The following is a 20113-nucleotide window of genomic DNA, read 5'->3' on the forward strand; positions in this document are numbered from 1 at the left end:
CCCGTGTCCCTCTAGGCTGTCGGGGACAGACGGAGATGAGATCCATGTTCAGGCCCTTGCCCGTGGCGGCCCTCGTGGTCGCCCTGGCGATTCCCGCCGCCGCCCTGGCCCACCATGGCTGGAGCGCCTACGACGCCGAGAAGGTCATCAAGGTCACCGCGCCGGTGACCGACGTCTCGTGGGGCAACCCGCACGGCGCCGCCAAGGTGCGCTACCAGGGCAAGACCTGGGACGTGGTGCTGGCCCCGGTGGCCCGGATGGAGGCGCGCGGTCTCAGCCAGGCCATGCTGGCGCCGGGCAAGGCCGTGACCCTGGAAGGCTATCCCCGCAAGGACGGCGTGACCGAGATGCGGATCGAGCGCGTCACGGTCGACGGCAAGACCGTCGAGCTGCGCTAGCGGATGGACGCCGTCGCGGCGTTGCAGGCCTCGGCGTTCGGCGCCTGGGCGCGAGGCTCGGCCTATGCCTATCCGCTGGCCAACCTGATCCACCTGCTGGGCCTGCTGCTGCTGGTCGGCGGCATCGGCGTGCTGGACCTGAGGCTGGCGGGACTGTTCCGCGCCCTGCCCGTCGCGCCGCTGTCGCGCGCCCTGACACCGCTGGCGATCACCGGCCTCGTTCTGATGCTGCCCAGCGGTTTCACGATGTTCGCCGCCGACGCCAAGGCGCTGGCCGGCTCGGGCCTGTTCCGCTGGAAGCTGGTCCTGATCGGGCTGGCCGTGGCCAACGCGGTCGCCTTCCGATGGGCATGGGGTCGGCGGCTGGATCGCTGGGGCGGCGCGGTTCCGCCCGGCGCGCGGGCCATGGCGATCGGCTCGCTGGTCCTATGGCTGGTCGTCGGCGCCCTGGGGCGGCTGATCGCCTACGCCTGACAGCTCACTTCACCGTGTAGGCGATCGAGAGCTTGAAATTCGACTTGGCGGCCATGGCCCCGCGCGGCCTCAGGCGGACATGGGTCACCTGGCCCTGCGTCGCCGCCGTCGGCTGGAAGGTCCAGGTCGAGCCATTGTCGGACGAGAACTCGACATCGTCGCCGCTGCTGGTCGAAGAGACGTAGCTGAAGGCCAGACTCGAGGAGGGGCTGCCTTCGGTGAAGGTCGCCAGGGCGCTGTTGGAACCGTCGCCGTCCAGGGCGACCGTGGTGTTCGGCGGGGTCGCGACCACCACGGCCACGACATTGTTGTCTTGGGCCGCGACGTCAGGATTGCCCACCGTCAGTATCACGCGTCGCTTGCTGCCTGGAATCGCCTTGGGATTGGTGGCGCCGTTCTGATCGTCCCAAGTGGTGCTGGTGGCGGTGTTGATCGTCGGGGCGACGCCGCCCACCGTCAGCGTGACCGTGACGTCGGTGTTCTTGCTTCCCGAGTCGGTCTGCCCCAGGACGCAGAGATTGCCGATGCCGATCGCGTTGCAGAAGCTCCAGTCCCACTTGATCCTGAACGCGCCGCTGTAGACGCCCGCGGGCGGCGCGACCGTGGGCGTGTTCAACCGCGGCTTGATAAAGACGTTGATGCTGGTCGGAATGCTGCCCGTCAGCCCCAGTAGGTCTACCACCGTGCCGTCGATATAGGCCGTGGTGGTTCCAGACAGCTTCGGCGTTCCCGACCGCAGGGCTGCCAACTGGAAGTCGACGGTGTTGGTCCCGTTCGTGTGGGTCAACTTGTAGGTCGTGTTGCTGATCGTAGCCTTCAGATAGTTGGCGCCGAGCAGCGTGAGGACCGGACTGCCAGGCGGGCAGCTGAAACCGCCGATGAAGGCGGTGAACGGCGCCGCATCACCATGGACGGCATTGGGCGACTGGGAGACCGTCGCCGTCGAACTCGCCGTGGCCGTGCAAGCCGCCCATGCGCTCGACGCAACGGACAGGACCGCCAGCCCCGCCAGAAATATGGAAATCGAACGCAGCCGCATCGCCAAAGGCCTTTGGATCAGGTCCAAAATCCTAGGCCGACGCGGTTAATCGCACCTCAAGGATGCTCCACCCGCGAGCGCTCAACCGCTAGACTTTAGTCTACGGAAACAGCCGCTTGGTGGTCCAGCCGCCGCCAGCGCGGTCGAAGACCAGGCGTTCGTGCAGGCGGAAGGGGCGGTCGCGCCAGAACTCCAGGGTGGTCGGCACGATGCGATAGCCCGACCAGTACGGCGGACGCGGCACCTTCCCCAGACCAAACTTCAAGCCCATCTCGGCGACGCGCTTTTCCAGGGCCAGACGGTCGGGCAGCGGACGCGACTGGTCGCTGGCCCAGGCGCCCAGCTGGCTGTGGCGGGCGCGGCTGGCGAAATAGGCGTCGGCCTCGGCCTCGCTGACCGGCTCGACGGTTCCGCGGATCCGCACCTGACGGCGCAGCGACTTCCAATGGAACAGCAGGGCGGCCTTGGGGTGGGCGTTCAGCTCCTGCCCCTTGGCGCTCTCGGTGTTGGTATAGAAAACGAAGCCACGGGGATCGAAGTCCTTCAGCAGCACCATGCGCGAATCCGGCATGCCGTCGGGATCGACGGTCGAGACGGTCATGGCGTTGGGGTCGTTGGGTTCCTTCTTGCCCGCCTCCTCCAGCCATTCGGCGAACAGGGCGAACGGATCCTCCTCGCTCAGCAGGGCCGGCGGGGCGGCCTGGGTGACCTGGCGGACATACTCGTCTTCGCTGGGCGAGGCGGGGATCAGGGTCGGATCGGCGGTCATGGCCTTGATATAGGCCCACCCGACGCGGGGGGCCACATCGGTGCGAACCCCTAAAGTCTTAACTTAACCCGGCGTTGACCATCCCGGCGGCAGGGTCCGGCGGATGACCGTCCGTCCGTCCGCCCTGACGCTTTCCGCCGCCCGCGCTCTTTTGGGCGTGGCCGCGGACGCGGGCGAACGCGAACTGCGCACCGCCTATCGCGAGGCGGCTAAGCGGGCCCACCCCGACCGTCCGACCGGCGACGCGGCCCTGTTCCGCGACGTGCTGACCGCCTACCGCCTGCTGCAAGAGCATCCTTACCAGCCGACGACCTTCCCGCCGGCCGTGACCAGCGCGCCGCCGATCGCCGACCGGGTCTATCTGGACATCGACATCGCCACGGCCGTCGCCGGCGGCGCCGAGGAGCTGGCCATCGACGGCCGCCATCTGCGGCTGAAGCTGCCGGCCGGCCTGCGCGAAGGCGACAAGGTGCGGGTCGAGGGCGTGCTGTTCGAGGTTCGGCTCCGTCCCCAAGAGGGGGCCTTGGTGCGCGGCGACGACATCTGGCTGACCGGCAGGGTCGATCCGCGCGTCCTGGCCGAGGGCGGCCGGGTCGACGCCGACACCCCGCTGGGCCGGCGTCCGGCCTGGATTTCCACCAAAGCCGCCGCCCGCGGCCTGGTCCGCCTGCCCAACCAGGGCCTGCCCGCTCGCGCCAGCCACAAGGCCGGCGATCTTTTCCTGCGGCTCGAGGCCGCCGAAGCCGGCGCCGAGAGCCCGGCCCGCTCGCTGCTGAAGCGCTTCGCGGCGGCCTGGGCGGCCTGAATCATCCAAACTGCTCCCCCTCTGGGGGAGCTGTCGGCGAAGCCGACTGAGGGGGCAGTTGGGCATAGGCCGCGCTGCCCCCTCCGGCCCTCCGGGCCACCTCCCCCAGCGGGGAGGAGAAAGAAACATATCGCGTACGATATTTTTTCGCGAACTACACTTGAAGATCGATCGCGCGCGATTAAATCGTCACTATCGAAATTCAAGCAAGGGAACACCCACCATGACCACCCTCTATACCACCCGCGCCACCGTCGTTGGCGGCCGTGACGGCCACGCTCGCAGCGAAGACGGCCTGCTGGACGTCCAGCTGTCGATGCCCAAGGCCCTGGGCGGCAAGGAGACCGGCACCAATCCGGAGCAGCTGTTCGCGGCCGGCTACGCCGCCTGCTTCCAGAGCGCCATGGCCCATGTCGCCCGCACCCAGAAGATCGCGCTGACCGGCTCGACCGTGACCGGCCAGGTCGGCCTCGCCACGCAAGAGGTCGGCTTCCGCCTGGAAGTGGCCCTGGAAGTCGAGACCCAAGGCCTGAGCCAGGCCGACGCCGAGGCCCTGGTGGCCACGGCGCACCAGGTCTGCCCCTATTCCAACGCCACGCGCGGCAATGTTGACGTGGCCATCAGCGTCCAGGCGGCGTAGAGCCCGTCCGTTTCTGATGTCCCATCAGAAACTGAAAAACGGGCTCTGTTCTAAAGGTTAGAGTGTGACAGGCGCCGAAACCGCTCACACTTTCGGCTGTCACACTCTAATCAGTAAACCGATGAGCAAAAAACCCGCGCCCTCCGACCGTCCCGTGGAGTCCCTACGCCTGGACAATCAGTTGTGCTTCGCCCTCTACGGCGCGGCCAACCGGATGACGCGGCTTTATCGGCCGATGCTGGACGCCATGGGCCTGACCTATCCGCAGTATCTGGCCATGCTGGTGCTGTGGGAGCAGAGCCCGCGCACGGTCGGGGCCCTGGGCGACACCCTGGACCTCGACTCCAGCACCCTGACCCCGCTGCTCAAGCGCCTGGAAGCCGGCGGCCTCGTCGAGCGCCACCGTGATCCCGAGGACGAGCGGCGGGTCATCGTCAGTCTGACGGACAAGGGCCGCGCGCTGCGCGATCAGGCCGAACTGATTCCAGAGCAGATGATCTGCGCCCTCGACATGCCGATGGACGCCATCGAGATGATGCGCGAGCGCCTGAAGGTATTGGCTAGATAAGAATCAGACCGGCTGGCGCGGCTGTTGCGCCGCCTGCTGGCGAGCGCGGTGCGCGGCGTGGTCGGCGTCGCTGGTCTGGCGCAAGGCCCGCAGGTCCTCGCTGATCCGGAAGATGGCGACGTAGAACTCGCAGAAGGCGCGCCACAGCAGCACAAGGGCGCCCGCGACCAGAAGGCCGGCGATCAGCACGGGGAAGGCCAGCAGCAGCGAGCCGACGCCCGGCTCCTTCAACGCCAGGCCCACGGCGGCGCCGACGACCGAAAAGCCGAACAGGGCGACGACGCCCAGTCCAGCCCAATAGATTAAGTGGATCACCGGCCCGGTGACCAGGCGGTCAAAGGTCAGCAGATCCCACATCAGGGAGCCGGAACGCTTAGTCTTGTTGGCCGGAGGCATACGGAACCCCAAGTCGGCGATAACTCGCCCGTCTTCAGAACGTGATAGCCGAAAGTGGACGCCGGTTTCGGCGGCCATCACGTTCCCCCAAAACTTGAGCCTTTTCGTAACGAAAAGGCTCGGGGCCATCGCTATCAGTGACGAGCCCGCTCGGCAATGCCGAGCGGGCTCGCGATTGTATCGGTCCGCTTACGGCCCGTTATTGCTGCGGCTTGGCGCCGGCGACGGTCGCGTCGATCTGGGCCTTGGTGGCCGTGGTCGAAACGCTGCCGTCCGCCCCCGCGCTCAGGCTGTTGCCCGGCAGGGCGAACTTCACGCCGCCGTTGGTGACGATGACGTTGGTCGAACCGTCGGCGCCGGTGCTGGTGCCGGTGATCTGGCCGACCGAAACGCCGGCGGCGTCCTTCACGGCCGAACCCACCTTGAAGCTGGCGACCGTGGCCGAGCTGGGGGTGGCGGCCGCGTCAGCCGGATTGGCCGAAGGCGTGGCGCTGGTCGGCGCGGTCGTGCTGGCTGGCGGCGTCATCGACTGAGTCGGGGCGGCCGTGGTTGGGGCGGCCGTCGTCGGCGAGGTCGGCGCGGCCGGGTCAGGCATCGTGGTCTGCGCCGGAGCCGTGGCGGGCGCGGTGCTTTGAGCCGGCGAGGTCGTGCTCTGGCTGGTGGGCGAAGTGCTCTGGGCGAAGGCCGAACCGGCGAACGTCAGCGACGCGGCGGCGGCGAGCAGGGCGAGCTTGTTGGTCATTTCTGTACTCTCCGTCGGGAGCCCCTCCCGATCAAAACAACGTCACCTTGCCGTGACGGTTCCGTCGAGGAGTCGACGTGAGGCCGCGGACTACCCGCTCCGCGTGACTAGAAGCGCCGAAATATAAGCCTCCATCAGCCGCACCAGTTCGTCCTCCAAGCGCTGGGGATCCAGGGCCAGCTCGCTCTCGATCGTCGCCGCGCGCAGCAGACCGACGACGGCGTGGGTCAGCACGAAACCAGCCTCGGGCAAGAGGTCGAAACCCAAGGCGGCCTTGCCAGCGATCATGTCAAAAAAGGCCAGGTGGTTGCGCATGACGACGTCGTCGCCGCCCTCCTCCGTCAGGGCGTCCAGCAAGGCTCGGCGGGTGGCGGGCGCCCCCTCGAAGGCCGTGGCCAGCGTTCGGACGATCAGACGCACCGCGCCGATCTCAGGCCTCTCCACGACAGAATTGGCGATGACGATCTCGACGATGCGATCGCGGGCCGCGGCCGCGCGCCGGTGAGCCAGGCCCGCCAGGATGGCCCGCTTGCCGCCGAAGTACTGGTACAGCGTGCCGACGCTGACCCCCGCCCGCTCGGCGATATGGTTGGTGGTCAGGGCCTCGACCCCGCCCGCTTCCAGAAGTTGAAAGGCCGCTTCCAGAATCGCCTCGACGGTCGCCTCCGAGCGCGGCTGGCGCGGCGTTCGCCTCGTCTTTTCAGTCACTTGCGGCGCGGCCTCCATGAAGCGCGGGCCTTGCGGGCAAGGCGAGTAGCGCGGGGGTCTCAGAGGCCTAACCTAGAACCCTAGATCGGGATCCGTCACGGCTCCCGCTACGAAAGGATCAGGATGAACGCCGCGCTGGAAAAGGTCCGGGCCAAGGTCGCTTCGCAAAAGACCACGCTGCCCGCGCTGTATGGCGATGTCGACTTCGACGCCACGCCCGAGCGTTTCACCGACGATCCCAGGGCCAGCGTGGCGCCGCGCCTGCGCGATCTGGATGCCGACAAGGTCGCCCTGATCAAGGCCTACACCATGCTGGGCGACGTGGTGGCCGACGCCTATGCGGCCCTGATGCCAAAGTACGGCTTCCGGCCGCTGATCCAGATGCTGACCACGGCCTGCGAACAGGGCATCTCAGCCGTGCCCGACGCCCCGCCGGAACTGGCCGCGTTCATCGCCGACATGGAGCGCGTCCCGGACTGGCTGGACATGGACCTGGTTCGCGAAGGCCAACGCCTGGACCGCAACGCCGCCGCCAATCTCGGCCCCTTCGCGATCCGGGGCGCGTTCATCGCCACCTTCATGAACAAGTACGCCGCCCTGCCGATGGCCCTGACCGGGACCCTGTCCAGCGACACGGCCGCGCGGCGGGTGAACGAGACGGCGACCTTCTTCACCACCACCCTGCTGCCGGGCTCGCTGGAGCGTCACGGAGCCGGCTTCCGCGCCGCGGCCATGGTGCGGCTGATGCACTCGATGGTGCGGTTCAACGCCCTGAAGCGCTCTGACCGCTGGGACGTGCGTGTCTATGGCGTCCCGATCCCGCAGGTCGACCAGATGCCCGCCGGCCTGATCCCGATCTTCCTGATGAGCTACAAGATCGTCGGCCAGGGCCGGAAGACCTTCACGCCCGAGGAGCGCGCCAAGGTCGAGCTGGCCCGCTATCGTTGCTTCCTGCTGGGCCTGCCCGAGGATCTGCTGGCCGACACGCCGCAAGGCGTGGTCGACACCATGAACGCCCGCAGCGGCACCCTGCGCGCCGGCTTCGACGACGCCACCTGCGGCGAGCTGGTCCGCGCCACGCTGAACGCCTACCTGCCGCCCGACGAGCGACCGGAGAACCGGCTGTTCGACAAGGTCGAGCGGCGGTTCTCGAAGGTGTTCTTCCTGCGCAACTTCATGAACGGCGACGTCGCGGCCGCTCGCCGCATGGGTGTCGAGATCGGGCCGCGCGACTTCATGATGTTTGGTCTGGTCGCCCTGCTGGTGACCAGCCAGTTGATGGCCTACCGCCTGGCGCGGAATGTCCCCGGCGTCTCCGACCTCGCCGACGCCCACCTGGTCGCCAAGCTGAAGCGCCAGCTGGCGCGGTACGGCCATGCCGAGTTCACCTCGGACGCGGAAAAATATCGTCCGGCAGGCAGACCGGCGGCCGCCTAGAAGTCGAGCTCCATCCGCGCCCCGGCGACCTTGGCGGTATAGTCGCGGTCGCCGTTCGGCAACGGCGTGGCGTCCTGGTAGGCCAGGATCCCGTAGTTGAGGTTGAACCGTAGATACTCGACCGGCTGCCAGAGCAGCGCAGCCAGCCAGGCGTCCTGCTGGCCGCCGACAACGCCCCGGTCGTTCAGGTCCAGATAGTCGTAGCGGAGGTTCACCTGCAGCGCTCCGAGGCCGCCGGCGCCCAACGGCGTCCTGGGCTTGGCGCGGTCGAAGACGCCGCTCTTGTAGCCGCGCGTGTCGTCGGTCAGAAAATAGCCGAGCTCGGCATAGCCGCCGAAGAAGCGCGCCTCCGGCCCGGTCTTCAGCGCGGCGTCCAGCCAGTGGGTCTCGGCCACGCCGTGCCAGCGCCCGCGCACGAACGCCGTCTCCAGACCGTAGTGGGTCTCCTGCCGCGCCTCCAGGGCCCGCGTGCCGATCAGCCGGCTGTTGCTGGTGTGCAGATAAGGCCGCTGGCGGTAGCGGGTCGCGGTGTCGCCCACCCGTCCAAGATCACGCCAGTGGGCCGAGCCGCCCAGGTGCCACTGGGTCTTGCCGATCTTGGGCGCATAGACCACCCGGCCGTCCAGGCCGTAGCTGTTGTTCTCGTCGCCGCCCACCGGACCGTCGTTGGCGTTGGACAGGGCGGTGATGTCGTCCGCGAAAAGACCCGCCTGGGCTAGCCAGGACCCTTTTTCATACTGCGCCGACAGCCCCAGCCGCCGCTCGAACGCGAAGGCGTCGGTGAAGGCCGCCCGCTCCATGAACGAGCCCGAGGTGTCGCCGGTCAGCTCGTCCAGCGACTGGAACTGGTTCTGGTTGCCCAGGGCCAGCAGCCAGGGACCGGTCTTGTAGGTGACGAAGGTGTCGACCAGGTCGACGGCGTTGTCAGAGAGCTCAAGCTCGAGCTTGTAGCCAATGCCCACGCCCAGGCCGCCCTCCGCGCCCAGGCGGATGCGACGCATCTCGGTCGCCGTGCCCAGGCCCCGGTCGGCGAGCCCGCTCGGCGCGTCGACATGGCCGAGGTCGGCTTGGATCCGCCCCTTGGCCTTGAAGCCGCGCCCGCCGCTGGCCGAGATCAGCGGCGAGCCCTTCCAAGCGATCTCGGTGGTCGCGGGTTTAGCCGGAGCGGGAGCCGCCGCCGGCGGCGCGGTGCGCTGGAGGCCGCTCGCCGCGTCCACGCGGCCCTCCAGGCGCTGCACCTGGGCCTTCAGCCCCGCGATCTCGGCGCGCAGGGCGGCGAGGTCTTCGGGGCTCAGCGCGTCTTGCGCGAAAACAGGCGACGAAAGCAGGCAGGCGCCCGCCGCGCCGAGCGCGACGAGGGGGATAAACTTGGGATGCAAAACAGCACCATGGGAAAGAGCAACCTGCCCCTCCCTAATGCGACATATCGATGAAGTTTTTGCGACTGCGGAGGCGTTTTAGACCATCCCCACCGTGCGCAGGCGCGCGCGGGGGTGGATTTCGTTCTGGCTCATGACCACGGTCTGGCCGCGGAAGCGCTCGATGATCGAGCGGACATAGGGGCGCACGCCGGGGCTGGTCAGCAGGACGGGCGCTTCGCCAGCCAAGGCGGCGCGTTCGAAGCTGTCGCGGACGCCGCGGATGAAGTCCTGCAGGCGCGAAGGCGGCAGGGCCAGCTGCTTGTCGTCGCCGGGACCGATCAGGGCTTCGGCGAAGGCCTGCTCCCAGTCGGCCGACAGCGTGATGATCGGCAGGGCGCCGTCGTCGCCGCGATTGGCCCAGCACAGCTGGCGAGCCAGGCGGGCGCGGACCTGTTCGACCAGCTGGGTGACCGAGGCGGTGTGCGGGGCGGCCTCGCCGATGCCCTCCAGGATCTGCGGCAGGTCGCGGATCGAGACGCGCTCCTTCAGCAGCGACTGCAGAACGCGCTGGACCGTGGTGGCCGTGGCGGTCGAGGGGATCAGATCGTCGACCAGCTTGCGCTGCGCCTCGGGCATCTCCTTCAGGAGCTTCTGCACCTCGGCATAGGACAGCAGGTCGGCCATGTTCTCCTTGAGGATCTCGGTCAGGTGCGTGGTCAGCACCGTGGCCGGATCAACGACCGTGTAGCCGCGGAAGGTGGCCTCCTCGCGCAGGTCGTCGGCGATCCAGGTCGCCGGCAGGCCGAAGGCGGGCTCACGGACGTGCTCGCCGGGCAGCTCGACCTGGCCGCCACGCGGGTCCATGGCCATCAGGCTGCCCAGGCGCACTTCGCCGGCGCCGGCTTCCATTTCCTTGATGCGGATGGCGTAGCCCTGGTTGGCCAGGCGCATGTTGTCGAGGATCCGCACCGGCGGCATGACGAAGCCGAACTCGCCGGCCAGGGTCTTGCGCAGGGCGCGGATCTGGTCGGTCAGCTTGCGGCCGTCCAGGTCGTTGATCAGGGTCAGCAGGCCGTAGCCCAGCTCGATCTTGACGTCGTCGATGGCCAGCGAGGCGCTGATCGGCTCTTCCTCGGCCTCGGCCGGCGCGGCGTTGGCCGCCTCGAGCGCGGCCGGGTCTATGGGCTTTGGTTTCTTGGCGTCCTGGATGCGCTTGTAGGCCAAGGCCCCCGCGCCCAGCGACAGCACCGCGAACGGAATGATCGGCATGCCCGGGATCAGGGCGATGACGCCGGCCGAGGCCGAGACCATGCCCAGGCCCGCCGGGTTCATGCCCAGTTGGGTCATCAGCGCCTTGTCGGCCGAACCTTCGACGCCGGCCTTCGACACGACCATACCGGCGGCGATCGAGATGATCAGGGCCGGGATCTGGCTGACCAGGCCGTCACCGATGGTCATGATCGTGTACGAGGACGCGGCCTCGCCGATCGGGATCTTGTGCTGCACGACACCGATGATGATGCCGCCGACTACGTTGATGCCGGTGATGATCAGGCCGGCGATCGCGTCGCCCTTCACGAACTTGCTGGCGCCGTCCATGGCGCCGAAGAACGTGCTTTCCTGCTCCAGTTCCTTACGGCGGAGCTTGGCCATGTCCTGGTCGATAAGGCCGGTCGACAGGTCGGCGTCGATGGCCATCTGCTTGCCAGGCATGGCGTCCAGGGTGAAGCGGGCGGCGACTTCGGCGATCCGGCCCGAACCCTTGGTGACGACCATGAAGTTCACCACCACCAGGATGATGAAGACAATCACGCCGATGACGAAGTTGCCTTGCATCATCAGGTGACCGAAGGCCTCGATGACCGCGCCGGCCCCGCCGGTGCCTTCCTGGCCGTGGCCCAGGATCAGGCGGGTCGAGGCGACGTTCAGGCCCAGGCGATATAGGGTCGCCACCAGCAGCACGGTCGGGAACGAGGTGAATTCCAGCGGCCGCTTGATCAGGATCGCCGTCATCAGGATCAGCACGGATCCGGTCAGCGAAATGGCCAGCAGCAGATCCAGCAGGATCGGCGGGACCGGCAGGATCAGCAGCACGATGATGCCGACGACGCCCAGGGCCAAGCCCATTTCGCCGCGCAGGAAGCCGTCCAGCAGCGACTTGGCGCTGGGTACGGATCGAGCGGTCGGGGCGGCGGCGTCAGCCATGCGAAACCTTGGAGCCGTTGAAGTGTCTAGCTAGACCAGCGCTTGGAGCGATTTGCGGTCCGCCGCCATCTCCTTAACGAGAATTAGCCATGTTCGGCGCCGGACGGATGGTCGCGGCGCCGCGACATGTTGACCCTTTAGGCCGCGGCGCCCACGCCCCCTTGCGGCGGCGGCACGGGCACGCCAGCGTCGCCATACTCCTTCAGCTTGTTGCGCAGGGTGCGGATCGAGATACCCAGGATGTTGGCGGCGTGGGTGCGGTTGCCCAGGCAGTGCTCCAGGGTGTCGATGATCAGCTTCTGTTCGACTTCAGCCACGGTCGACCCCACGAAAGTGCGCGAAACGGCGTCGGCGGCCATCTGGGCGCCGCGGGCCACCTGGACGTCCGGCGACGGCGCGGGAGCCAGTTGCTGGCCATCCGGCAGGCGGATGGCGAATTCCTCGATCTCCGGACCGGTCGACAGCAGCACCGCGCGGTGCATGGCGTTTTCCAGCTCGCGGACGTTGCCCGGCCAGCGATGGGCCAGCAGGCGGCGCTTGGCCTCGGCCGAGATCGGTTTCTCCGGCATGCCGTTGGCGGCCGAGTACTTCTTGACGAAGAACTCGCACAGGCTGAGCACGTCGCCCGGACGCTCGCGCAGCGGCGGCAGGCGCAGGTTCACGACGTTCAGGCGGTAGAGCAGGTCTTCGCGGAAGACGCCGTCCTTCACCGACTGCGCCAGGTCGCGGTTGGACGTGGCCAGGATGCGGATGTTGACCTTGACCGGCTTGGAGCCGCCGACGCGGTCGATCTCGCGCTCTTGGATGGCGCGCAGCAGCTTGGCCTGCAGACGCACGTCCATTTCCGAGATTTCGTCCAGCAGCAGGGTGCCGCCGTCGGCTTCCTCGAACTTGCCGATGCGGCGGGCCATGGCGCCGGTGAAGGCGCCCTTCTCATGGCCGAACAGCTCGCTTTCCAGCAGGTTCTCGGGGATGGCGGCGCAGTTGACCGAGATGAACGGCGCCTTGGCCCGGCGAGACTTGCCATGGACGTAGCGGGCCATGACCTCCTTACCCGAACCGCTTTCGCCGGTGATCAGGATCGAGGCCTCCGACGGCGCGACCTGGTCGGCCAGCTTGAGGACCTGCTCCATGGCCGGGTCGCGGACGACCATCGGCTTTTCGTCGTCGGTCACGGCGGCCAGCACGGCGGCGATCAGCTCGGCGTCCGGCGGCAGCGGGATGAATTCCTTGGCGCCGGCCTTGATGGCGGCGGCGGCGCGGATCGGATCGGCGTCGACGCCGCAGGCCACCACCGGCACCCGCATCCGCTCGGCCTCGTTGGCCGCGATCAGGCTGGCGATGTCGAGCGAGTAGTCGACCATCAGGAGGTCGGCGCCCTGCCCCGCGCGCAGCGCGTTGGTCGCCTGTTCCGGTGTTTCGACGTGCGAGACCTTGGCCCCCGCGTTCATCGCCATTTTCACGGCGACCGAGAGCTGTCCGTTCAGTTTTCCGACGACGAGAAGCCGCATGTTCTACACTCCTTCGGACACAGGGCGGCTTAGCCCTGGTCGCCGTCCTTGATGATTTCCGTCATGGTCACGCCCAGGCGCTCGTCGACGACGACGACCTCGCCCCGGGCGACCAGGCGGTTGTTGACGTAGATGTCGATCGCCTCGCCGACCTTGCGGTCCAGCTCCAGGATCGAACCCTGGCCCAGCTGCAGCAGCTGCGCCACGGACATGTGCGCGCGCCCCAGAACAGCCGAGATATTGACCGGCACGTCGAAGACCGGCGCCAGGTCGGAAGCGGTCTTGTCGCTGATCTCGACCGGCATCTCGGAGGCCAGCATGGCGCCTCCGAATTCGTCGAGCGGGAGATTGTCTTCGGCCATCTTAGGTCAGCCTTTTCAAGAGAACATGGGTTCGGCGTGGAGGCCTTCGGCGGCGATCGCCGCCTCCAGCGCCTCGGCGACGCGCTGGGCGGCGCCTTCTGGATCGAAGGCCGCGCGGCCATCGCCCCAGTCGAAAGTGAAGGCCGCGGGAGCCATGCCGCCGTCGGCGCGGGCCACGATCTGGCCCTCGTAGCCGATCTGGGTCGCCACGTGCTCCAGCGCATTCTGAGTGCGCTCTTCCAGCTCGGGCGACACCCGGACGAAGATGCGCGGTTGGGCCTCGACCTCTCGGGCCAGGGCTTCGAGCGCCGCCGCGACGGGGGCCTCGGGGAAGTGGTGCAGAGCCGCGTCGGCGATCCTGCGGGCGCAGGCCAGGGCCAGCATGGCCGAGCCTTCGCGGTGCTCGTGCGCCACGTGGGTCAGGCCCTCGAAAGCCTGCTGCACGGCCTGGCCGACCTCGCGGAGGGCGTGGGCGGCTTCCTGCTCGGCGCGGGCCACGGCCGAACGCTCGCCATCCTGGAAGCCCTGCTGGCGCGCGGCCTCGACCTCTTCGGCCGTGAAGGACTTCTTGACCTTCGGTGGGGTGTAGGCGACGCCGCCGCGGTCGTCGAAGACGGTGCCGAAGTCGAACCTGCGGTGAGGGGTGTCGTTCATGCCATCCTCCTCAGTAGATCAACTCGTCGTCGCCGCCGCTGCCGGCCAGCATGATCTCGCCCTTGGCGGCCAGGTCCTTGGCGACCTGGACCATGCCGACCTGGGCCGCATCGACGTCCTTCAGACGCACTGGGCCCATGCTGTCCATGTCCTCGCGCATGATCTTGGCCGCGCGCTCCGACATGTTCGAGAAGAACATTTCGCGCAGCTTGTCCGAGGCGCCCTTCAGGGCCAGGGCCAGCTGTTCCTTCGGCGTGCCGCGCAGCAGGGTCTGGATGCCGCCCGGGTCCAGCTTCGACAGGTCCTCGAAGACGAACATCAAGGCGCGGATGCGCTCGGCCGCCTCGCGATTGCGCTCTTCCAGGGCCGCGATGAAGCGGGCTTCGGTCTGACGATCGAAGTTGTTGAAGATCTCGGCCATCATCTCGTGGCTGTCGCGCTTGGACGTGCGCGCCAGGTTCGACATGAACTCGGTGCGCAGGGTCATCTCGATCTTGTCGAGGATCTCGCGCTGCACCGGCTCCATGCGCAGCATGCGGGTGACGCACTCCAGGGCGAAGTCTTCCGGCAAGCACGCCAGCACGCGCGCGGCGTGGTCGGACTTCACCTTGGACAGCACCACCGCGACGGTCTGCGGGTATTCATTCTTCAGATAGTTGGCGAGCACGGCCTCGTTCACGTTGCCGAGCTTGTCCCACATGGTTCGACCCGCCGGACCGCGGATCTCTTCCATCAGGGCGTCGACCTTCTCCTGCGGCATGAACGACGCCAGCAGGCGCTGGGTCTGCTCGTAGGAGCCCATGATCGCGCCAGTCGAGCTCATGCCCGAGACGAACTCGACCAGCAGGTCCTCGACCACGCTGGCCGAGACCGTGCCGAGGCCGGCCATGGCCTGGGAGACTTCCTTGATCTCCTCGTCGTCCAGGGCTTCCCAGATCTTGGTGTGATCTTCGCCAAGCGCCAGCAGAACGATAGCGGCCTTTTCCGGCCCCGAGAGGTTCTTGATATCGTTGACGGCGAGTTTCATGGCCATCAGGTCGACTCGTGCAGCCAGTTACGGAGAATGGCGACCGACTCGTCGGGGTGCTTTTCGACGAACTCGGAAACCCGCTTGATCGACGAGGCCTTAACTTGCCCTTCGATCTTGGCGATGTCGATCCGCGAGTCGATGTCGCTGCCGGTGGGGCCGGCGATGGCGATCGCCTCGCCCGCCTGGTCGACCACGACCTGCTGCTGGGTGCCATCCGACAGCGTGACCAGGCGGGTCACCGGCTGGCCGGGGCCGGCCAGGGCCATCGGAGCCGGCGCGGGGGTCGACAGGTTCTTGATGAACGGACGGACCGCGAACATCAGGACCAGCAGGGCCACGACGCCCAGGATGCCCAGTTCGGCGAAGCGCATGATGTCGTTCTTGTCGAAGCCCGCCAGCAGGCCTTGCTTCTCCAGGCCCTGATCCTCGGGTTGCGGGAACTTGATGTTGGTGACCTTCACCTGGTCGCCCCGCTGGGCGTCATAGCCGACGGCGGTTTTCACCAGCTCTTCGATCTGACGGATCTCCTCGGCGCTGCGCGGGGTGTAGGCGCCCGGCTTGCCGTCCTTGCCCATCGGCGCGGTGATCCCGTCGATGGCCACGGCCACGGCGACCTTCTTGATCGTGCCGGGCTCCTGGACGGTCGTGGTGACCGACTTGGAGATCTCGTAGTTGGTGACAGTGCCGTTCTCGTTCGACCGCGAGCCCAGCTGCTGGAAGCCGGCGTTGGCGCCCTGACCGGGCACGTTCGAGGTGGCGGTGACGCCCGAATTGTCGTCGTTCTTGGTCTCCGAGCTACCCGACTCGTTGGAGCTCTCCGAGCGGATGACCTGGCCATCCGGATCGAACTTCTCTTCCTGGGTCGTGACGCGGTCCAGGTCGATGTCGGCGGTGACGTTGACGCGGGCCTTGCCCGGGCCCAGCACGCCTTCGATCATGTCCTTGACGGTCTTGGCGATGCGAGCCTCGGCCTCGCTGCGGCGGTCCTGGGCCACCTTGCCGGCCAGGGTGTCGTCCGACGGAGCCGACAGGGTCTTGCCGTGCTGGTCGATGACCGCGACCTTCTCGGCCTTCATGTTCGGGACCGACGACGAGACCAGGTTCTGGATGGCGCGGACCATTTCCGACGAGGGCTCGCGAGCGCCAACGCCGATGGTCACGGCGGCCGACGGCTGCTCGGCGTCTTCCTCGAACAGCTGGCGCTTGGGCAGCACGAGATGGACGCGGACGCTGTTGACGCCCTGCATGGCCTTGATCGTGCGCTCCAGCTCGCCCTGCAGAGCGCGCTGACGGTTCAGCTGCTGGACGAAGTCGGTCTGACCCAGCGCGTTGTTGCCGTCGAAGATTTCATAGCCGATCGAGCCCGAGCTCACGAGGCCCTTGCCGGCGACCATCAGGCGGGCGCTGGCGACCTTGTCGCGCGCCACCATGATCGTCGAGCCGTCGCCCTTGGCTTCATACTTGATGCCGGCCTGGTCCAGGGCGGCGGTGACCTCGGAGGCTTCCTTAAGGTCAAGGTTCGAATACAGCAGCTCATTGGGCTCCTTGCCCATGAACATGACCAGGGCCACCAGGACCGCGACGACGCCGGCGCCCACGCCGAGCATCGCGGCGAGACGCCCGACGCCGAACTGCTTGATCGAACCCAGAAAGCTTTCCACGAAGCCTCACCCTTGATCCCAAGCGCCCTCCTCGAGGAGAGCGACCGACAGGCGAACGAGAACCACCCGTCGGTAGGCAGGATTTACCCAGTACAAGGTAAACGAGGCGTTTATATTTGCCCCCGGAAGGGCCCGGCGGAGGCGCCAAAACGTCGCGGCCGCCCCCTTTCGGAAGCGGCCGCTGAACGTCTTCAAACCCTTGAGGCGCAAGGCCCTGGGGGATTTTCAGGGTCGTCCGGGGTAGTCATATTAACGCACCCCTTCCGGCTCTTAACGAGCCGGGCCTTAACGGTACTGCTGGATCCGCGTGGTCCGCAGACCCGCCAGACCGTGCCGGTCGATCGATTGCTGCCAAGCGAGGAATTCCTCGTTGGTCAGCTTGTAACGATCACAAGCCTCGTCGAGCGAGAGCAGACCCCCGCGGACGGCGGCCACGACCTCGGCTTTACGACGGATCACCCAACGCTGGGTTTCCGGCGGCGGCAAGTCGGAGAGAGTCAGAGGCGCACCGGTCGGACCGATAACGTACTTTTCACCCCGGCTGTTCGTGCGCTGCTGTTGCAACATGGCTTTACGCCTTTCCCACAACCATCACTGTTGAAGGCCACTATAGGCGCCGCCTAATAACAGCGGCTTAATCCCAATAGTAAAAGATGCCTGAACAGAGTGGCTCCTTTAGCAGTCCGTAGTGTCTCGATGTGAAACACAAGAATTAAAGAGCGTTAATCCCTATGATTAGCGCTTAATATTCAGAAGCTCTTCCAGCATCTGATCGGCGGTCGTGATGATCTTCGACGAGGCCGAGTAAGCACGCTGGGTGGTGATCAGGCCCGTAAACTCCGTCGACAGATCGACAGTCGAAGCTTCCAGGGTCGACGGAGCCAGAGAACCGGCGCCGCCGGAGCCCGGAGCCTTCAGGCTATAGGTGCCGCTTTCGTTGGTGACGCGATAAGCATTGCCGTTGACGCCCTTCAGGCCGTTCGGGTTCGAGAAGGTGGCGACGGCGACCTGCGCGATCCGGCGCGTGACGCCGTTGTCGAAGATCGCCGAGACGTAGCCGTCCTCGTCCACCTCGATATTGGTCAGGTTACCGAAGGCCGTACCGTTGGTGTTAACCGATTGGACGACCGACTGGCTGTTGTACTGGGTCAGGCCGCCGGCGGCGCTGGCCAGGTCGATCTGGACGTCCTGCGTGTCGATGCCCAGAGCGTCGGCCCAGATCGGCGCGTTCGGGTTCAGAGGATCGACGGCGGTGCCCGACGCGGCGATCGAGATCGAGGTCGGGCTGCTGGTGCCGAACAGGGTGCCCGTGTCCTTCAGCTTGCCGTCCGTGGTGAACTCGACGATGCCCGAGCTGATCAGGCCGTTGCCGTTGTTGGCCAGATCGCCCGGCTTGGCGCGCAGTTCGGCATACCATTGGTTCGGGCCGGGGGCCTTCAGCAGCGACAGCGTGACGGTGCGCTGGCCGCCCTTGGAGTCCGACAGCGGGATCTGGATCTCGAAGTCCGGCTTCACGCCCTTGGTGCTGTCCTTGGCGTAGTCCGACATCGACCAGGTCGACGGATCGTACAGCTTACCGGCCTTGGCGTCGAAGTCGTCGCCGGACGGATTGCCGACGATGCCCAGGTCGGCCAGGGTCACGGTGTCCGTGCCGTTGATGCGCGTGGTCGTCAGGCTGCCGGCGACCGGCGAGGCGCCCTTGAAGTCCAGGGTCGAGGTGGCGATGGCGCCGGTGGCGTCGTAGCCGATGACGCCGGTGGCGACGATGACGCCGTTTTCCTTGATGTCGACCTGGTATTCGGAATTGCCGCCCGGCGTGATCGGGTTGGCCTTGCCGGTCGAGCTGTAGACGACGTCATAGTCGTGGCTGACCGGCGGCGCGGCGTTGTCCATCACGTTCGTCTTCGACGGCGAGCCGGCGGTGCCGACCTTGTACGAGACGGCGGCGGCGACCGGCTGTTCCGAGCGCAGGTTGGCGTTGACGCCGACACGGGTGGTCTTCTCGGCGGTGCCGCCGACCGTGCCGACATTGATCGACGACAGCTGCATCAGGTCCGACGGGTCGGGCGTGATCATGCCGCTGACCGGATCGGCCAGCCAGCCTTGCAGGTACAGGCCGGCGTCGTTGCGCAGGTAGCCCAGGCTGTCCAGCTGGAACGAACCGGCGCGGGTGAACGAGCGGGTGTCGGTCGCGGTCAGGCCTTCCGGCTTTTCCGTGGCGACGAAGAAGCCCGAGCCCGAGATCGACAGATCCAGGTTCGACGTCGTCGACTGGGTCAGGCCCTGCTGGCTGATGAACTGGTGCGTCTGGGCCTTGACGCCACCGGCGCTGTAGGTCTGGTTCTTCGAACCCGAGGTGACCAGGGTCGAGAAGTTCGAGGTCGAACGCTTGTAGCCGACGGTGTTGACGTTCGCGATGTTGTCCGAGATCGCGGCCAGGGCCGACGAGTTCGCGATCAGACCGGAGACGCCGGCGAGCATGGCGCTGTTGATGCTCATGACTGAATTCCTGCTTCTAAATGGGGTTCGAAGGGTTCAGCGCTGTTTGCGTTTGGGTCCGGGGGAAGACCGTCTTCCGGGGACCGCGTCGGCGTCTTTCTGACGCCCGTTCGATAGGAGAATGAGGCGGTAGGAGATTAAGCGGCTTCTTTGTCCGCCTCGGTGTCCTTGATGGCGGCGGCGGTGATGCCGATGACGTTGTCGACGGGGATGGCCTTGCCATCGACGATGACTTGCGGCGTGCCCGACGCGTTATCGACGGCGGTGACCACGCCTTCGGTGCGCCCCTTGACGTTCGTGGCCTTGATTTCCTTGCCGTCCGCGCCCTTGGCGATGACGTTGATCGTGTAGACGCCGCCATCTTCCATCTGGGCGCCGGCGTCATCCTTGCCGTCCCAGGTCAGGGTGTGGGCGCCGCTCTTCTGGTCGTCCGGCGTCAGGGTGCGGATGACCTTGCCGGCGGCGTTCTTCACTTCCACGGTCAGCGAGGACGAGGCGCCCGGCTGGCTCCAGGTGAAGGTGGCCTTGCCGTCCTTCAGGGTCGAGTTGTCGGTGGTGGCGGTGACCTGCTTGCCGATCATGTTGACGCCTTCCGACAGACCCGTGCCGGTGTTCATGCCGACCAGGGCGGCCAGCAGGTCGTTCGTGACCAACTGCTGCTCGACGCCGGTCATCGACGTGATCTGCTGGGTCATCTGGGTCGTGTCGGTGGGCGACAGCGGGTCCTGGTTCTTCAGCTGCGTGGTCAGCAGCTTCAGGAACGTCTGCTCGTTGTTGGCGAGCGACGTGCGCGAGTTGTTGATCTTGTCGAGGACCGACGAGGTGTTCTGCGAAGAGACGGCGGTGGCCATGGC

Annotated in this window: 21 protein-coding genes; 6 read left to right on the top strand and 15 right to left on the bottom strand. The window is 66.9% G+C overall.

Annotated elements, in window-relative coordinates:
* The first annotated feature begins 44 nt into the window (after positions 1–44).
* Together ACW173_RS01580 and ACW173_RS01585 are read left to right on the top strand one after the other, a co-directional pair.
* A complete protein-coding gene (locus tag ACW173_RS01580) occupies positions 45–398 on the top strand; it encodes a DUF6152 family protein (RefSeq protein ID WP_492083137.1) in 354 nt (117 codons plus the stop codon).
* A gap of 3 nt (positions 399–401) precedes the next feature.
* Entirely contained in the window at positions 402–872 is a 471-nt protein-coding gene (locus tag ACW173_RS01585) for a hypothetical protein (protein ID WP_492083138.1), read from the top strand.
* A gap of 4 nt (positions 873–876) precedes the next feature.
* Here ACW173_RS01585 and ACW173_RS01590 read toward each other — a convergent pair whose 3' ends face one another.
* Together ACW173_RS01590 and pdxH are read right to left on the bottom strand one after the other, a co-directional pair.
* The gene (locus ACW173_RS01590) at positions 877–1911 is read right to left on the bottom strand and encodes a hypothetical protein (protein ID WP_492083139.1); all 1035 of its coding nucleotides are present in this window, start codon (positions 1909–1911) and stop codon (positions 877–879) included.
* Positions 1912–2011: 100 nt separating this feature from the next.
* Positions 2012–2680: a pyridoxamine 5'-phosphate oxidase gene (gene pdxH, locus ACW173_RS01595; RefSeq protein WP_492085859.1), complete on the bottom strand. Its 669-nt coding sequence runs from the start codon at positions 2678–2680 to the stop codon at positions 2012–2014.
* A gap of 103 nt (positions 2681–2783) precedes the next feature.
* Here pdxH and ACW173_RS01600 point away from each other — a divergent pair, with 103 nt between their 5' ends.
* The 3 genes from ACW173_RS01600 to ACW173_RS01610 all read left to right on the top strand — a co-directional run bounded on the left by ACW173_RS01600 (position 2784) and on the right by ACW173_RS01610 (position 4693).
* Positions 2784–3485 carry a DnaJ domain-containing protein gene (locus tag ACW173_RS01600; protein WP_492083140.1) on the top strand — a complete coding sequence of 234 codons (702 nt, stop codon included), beginning with the start codon at positions 2784–2786 and terminating at the stop codon, positions 3483–3485.
* A 223-nt stretch (positions 3486–3708) separates the two neighbouring features.
* On the top strand, positions 3709–4125 hold the full coding sequence (locus ACW173_RS01605; protein WP_492083141.1) for an organic hydroperoxide resistance protein: 417 nt from the start codon (positions 3709–3711) through the stop codon (positions 4123–4125).
* A gap of 121 nt (positions 4126–4246) precedes the next feature.
* Positions 4247–4693 (top strand): MarR family winged helix-turn-helix transcriptional regulator, encoded by a 447-nt coding sequence (locus tag ACW173_RS01610; protein WP_492083142.1) that lies wholly within the window; start codon positions 4247–4249, stop codon positions 4691–4693.
* 3 nt (positions 4694–4696) lie between these two features.
* On the opposite strand, the gene ACW173_RS01615 is transcribed toward ACW173_RS01610, so the two are convergent.
* From ACW173_RS01615 to ACW173_RS01625, 3 genes are all read right to left on the bottom strand, one after another.
* Positions 4697–5101, bottom strand: coding sequence for a DUF4282 domain-containing protein (locus ACW173_RS01615; RefSeq protein ID WP_492085861.1), 405 nt, complete (start codon positions 5099–5101; stop codon positions 4697–4699).
* A 187-nt stretch (positions 5102–5288) separates the two neighbouring features.
* Positions 5289–5831: a hypothetical protein gene (locus tag ACW173_RS01620; protein WP_492083143.1), complete on the bottom strand. Its 543-nt coding sequence runs from the start codon at positions 5829–5831 to the stop codon at positions 5289–5291.
* Between the two features lie 90 nt (positions 5832–5921).
* Positions 5922–6539 carry a TetR/AcrR family transcriptional regulator gene (locus tag ACW173_RS01625; RefSeq protein WP_492083144.1) on the bottom strand — a complete coding sequence of 206 codons (618 nt, stop codon included), beginning with the start codon at positions 6537–6539 and terminating at the stop codon, positions 5922–5924.
* A gap of 123 nt (positions 6540–6662) precedes the next feature.
* Here ACW173_RS01625 and ACW173_RS01630 point away from each other — a divergent pair, with 123 nt between their 5' ends.
* Positions 6663–7976: an oxygenase MpaB family protein gene (locus ACW173_RS01630; RefSeq protein ID WP_492083145.1), complete on the top strand. Its 1314-nt coding sequence runs from the start codon at positions 6663–6665 to the stop codon at positions 7974–7976.
* On the opposite strand, the gene ACW173_RS01635 is transcribed toward ACW173_RS01630, so the two are convergent.
* The 10 genes from ACW173_RS01635 to ACW173_RS01680 all read right to left on the bottom strand — a co-directional run bounded on the left by ACW173_RS01635 (position 7973) and on the right by ACW173_RS01680 (position 20110).
* Positions 7973–9355 carry an OprO/OprP family phosphate-selective porin gene (locus ACW173_RS01635; protein WP_492083146.1) on the bottom strand — a complete coding sequence of 461 codons (1383 nt, stop codon included), beginning with the start codon at positions 9353–9355 and terminating at the stop codon, positions 7973–7975. The genes ACW173_RS01630 and ACW173_RS01635 overlap by 4 nt on opposite strands.
* Positions 9356–9433: 78 nt before the next feature.
* Positions 9434–11542: a flagellar biosynthesis protein FlhA gene (gene flhA / locus ACW173_RS01640; protein ID WP_492083147.1), complete on the bottom strand. Its 2109-nt coding sequence runs from the start codon at positions 11540–11542 to the stop codon at positions 9434–9436.
* Between the two features lie 137 nt (positions 11543–11679).
* Positions 11680–13053, bottom strand: coding sequence for a sigma-54-dependent transcriptional regulator FlbD (gene flbD / locus ACW173_RS01645; RefSeq protein WP_492083148.1), 1374 nt, complete (start codon positions 13051–13053; stop codon positions 11680–11682).
* Positions 13054–13082: 29 nt separating this feature from the next.
* Positions 13083–13415, bottom strand: coding sequence for a flagellar motor switch protein FliN (gene fliN / locus ACW173_RS01650; protein ID WP_492083149.1), 333 nt, complete (start codon positions 13413–13415; stop codon positions 13083–13085).
* 15 nt (positions 13416–13430) lie between these two features.
* Positions 13431–14069 carry a FliH/SctL family protein gene (locus ACW173_RS01655; protein WP_492083150.1) on the bottom strand — a complete coding sequence of 213 codons (639 nt, stop codon included), beginning with the start codon at positions 14067–14069 and terminating at the stop codon, positions 13431–13433.
* Positions 14070–14079: 10 nt separating this feature from the next.
* On the bottom strand, positions 14080–15102 hold the full coding sequence (fliG, locus tag ACW173_RS01660; RefSeq protein WP_492083151.1) for a flagellar motor switch protein FliG: 1023 nt from the start codon (positions 15100–15102) through the stop codon (positions 14080–14082).
* Positions 15102–16760, bottom strand: a complete 1659-nt coding sequence (fliF, locus tag ACW173_RS01665) for a flagellar basal-body MS-ring/collar protein FliF (RefSeq protein ID WP_492083152.1) — start codon at positions 16758–16760, stop codon at positions 15102–15104. Before fliF ends, fliG begins: the two co-directional genes overlap by 1 nt.
* Positions 16761–17045: 285 nt before the next feature.
* Complete coding sequence (gene sciP, locus ACW173_RS01670; protein WP_047410412.1) at positions 17046–17327, bottom strand: CtrA inhibitor SciP; 282 nt, start codon at positions 17325–17327, stop codon at positions 17046–17048.
* Between the two features lie 168 nt (positions 17328–17495).
* Positions 17496–19259: a flagellar hook protein FlgE gene (gene flgE, locus ACW173_RS01675; protein ID WP_492083153.1), complete on the bottom strand. Its 1764-nt coding sequence runs from the start codon at positions 19257–19259 to the stop codon at positions 17496–17498.
* 137 nt (positions 19260–19396) lie between these two features.
* Positions 19397–20110, bottom strand: coding sequence for a flagellar hook assembly protein FlgD (locus ACW173_RS01680; protein ID WP_492083154.1), 714 nt, complete (start codon positions 20108–20110; stop codon positions 19397–19399).
* Between the last annotated feature and the right edge of the window lie 3 nt (positions 20111–20113).

The organism is Caulobacter sp. ALps2, assembly GCF_058681635.1.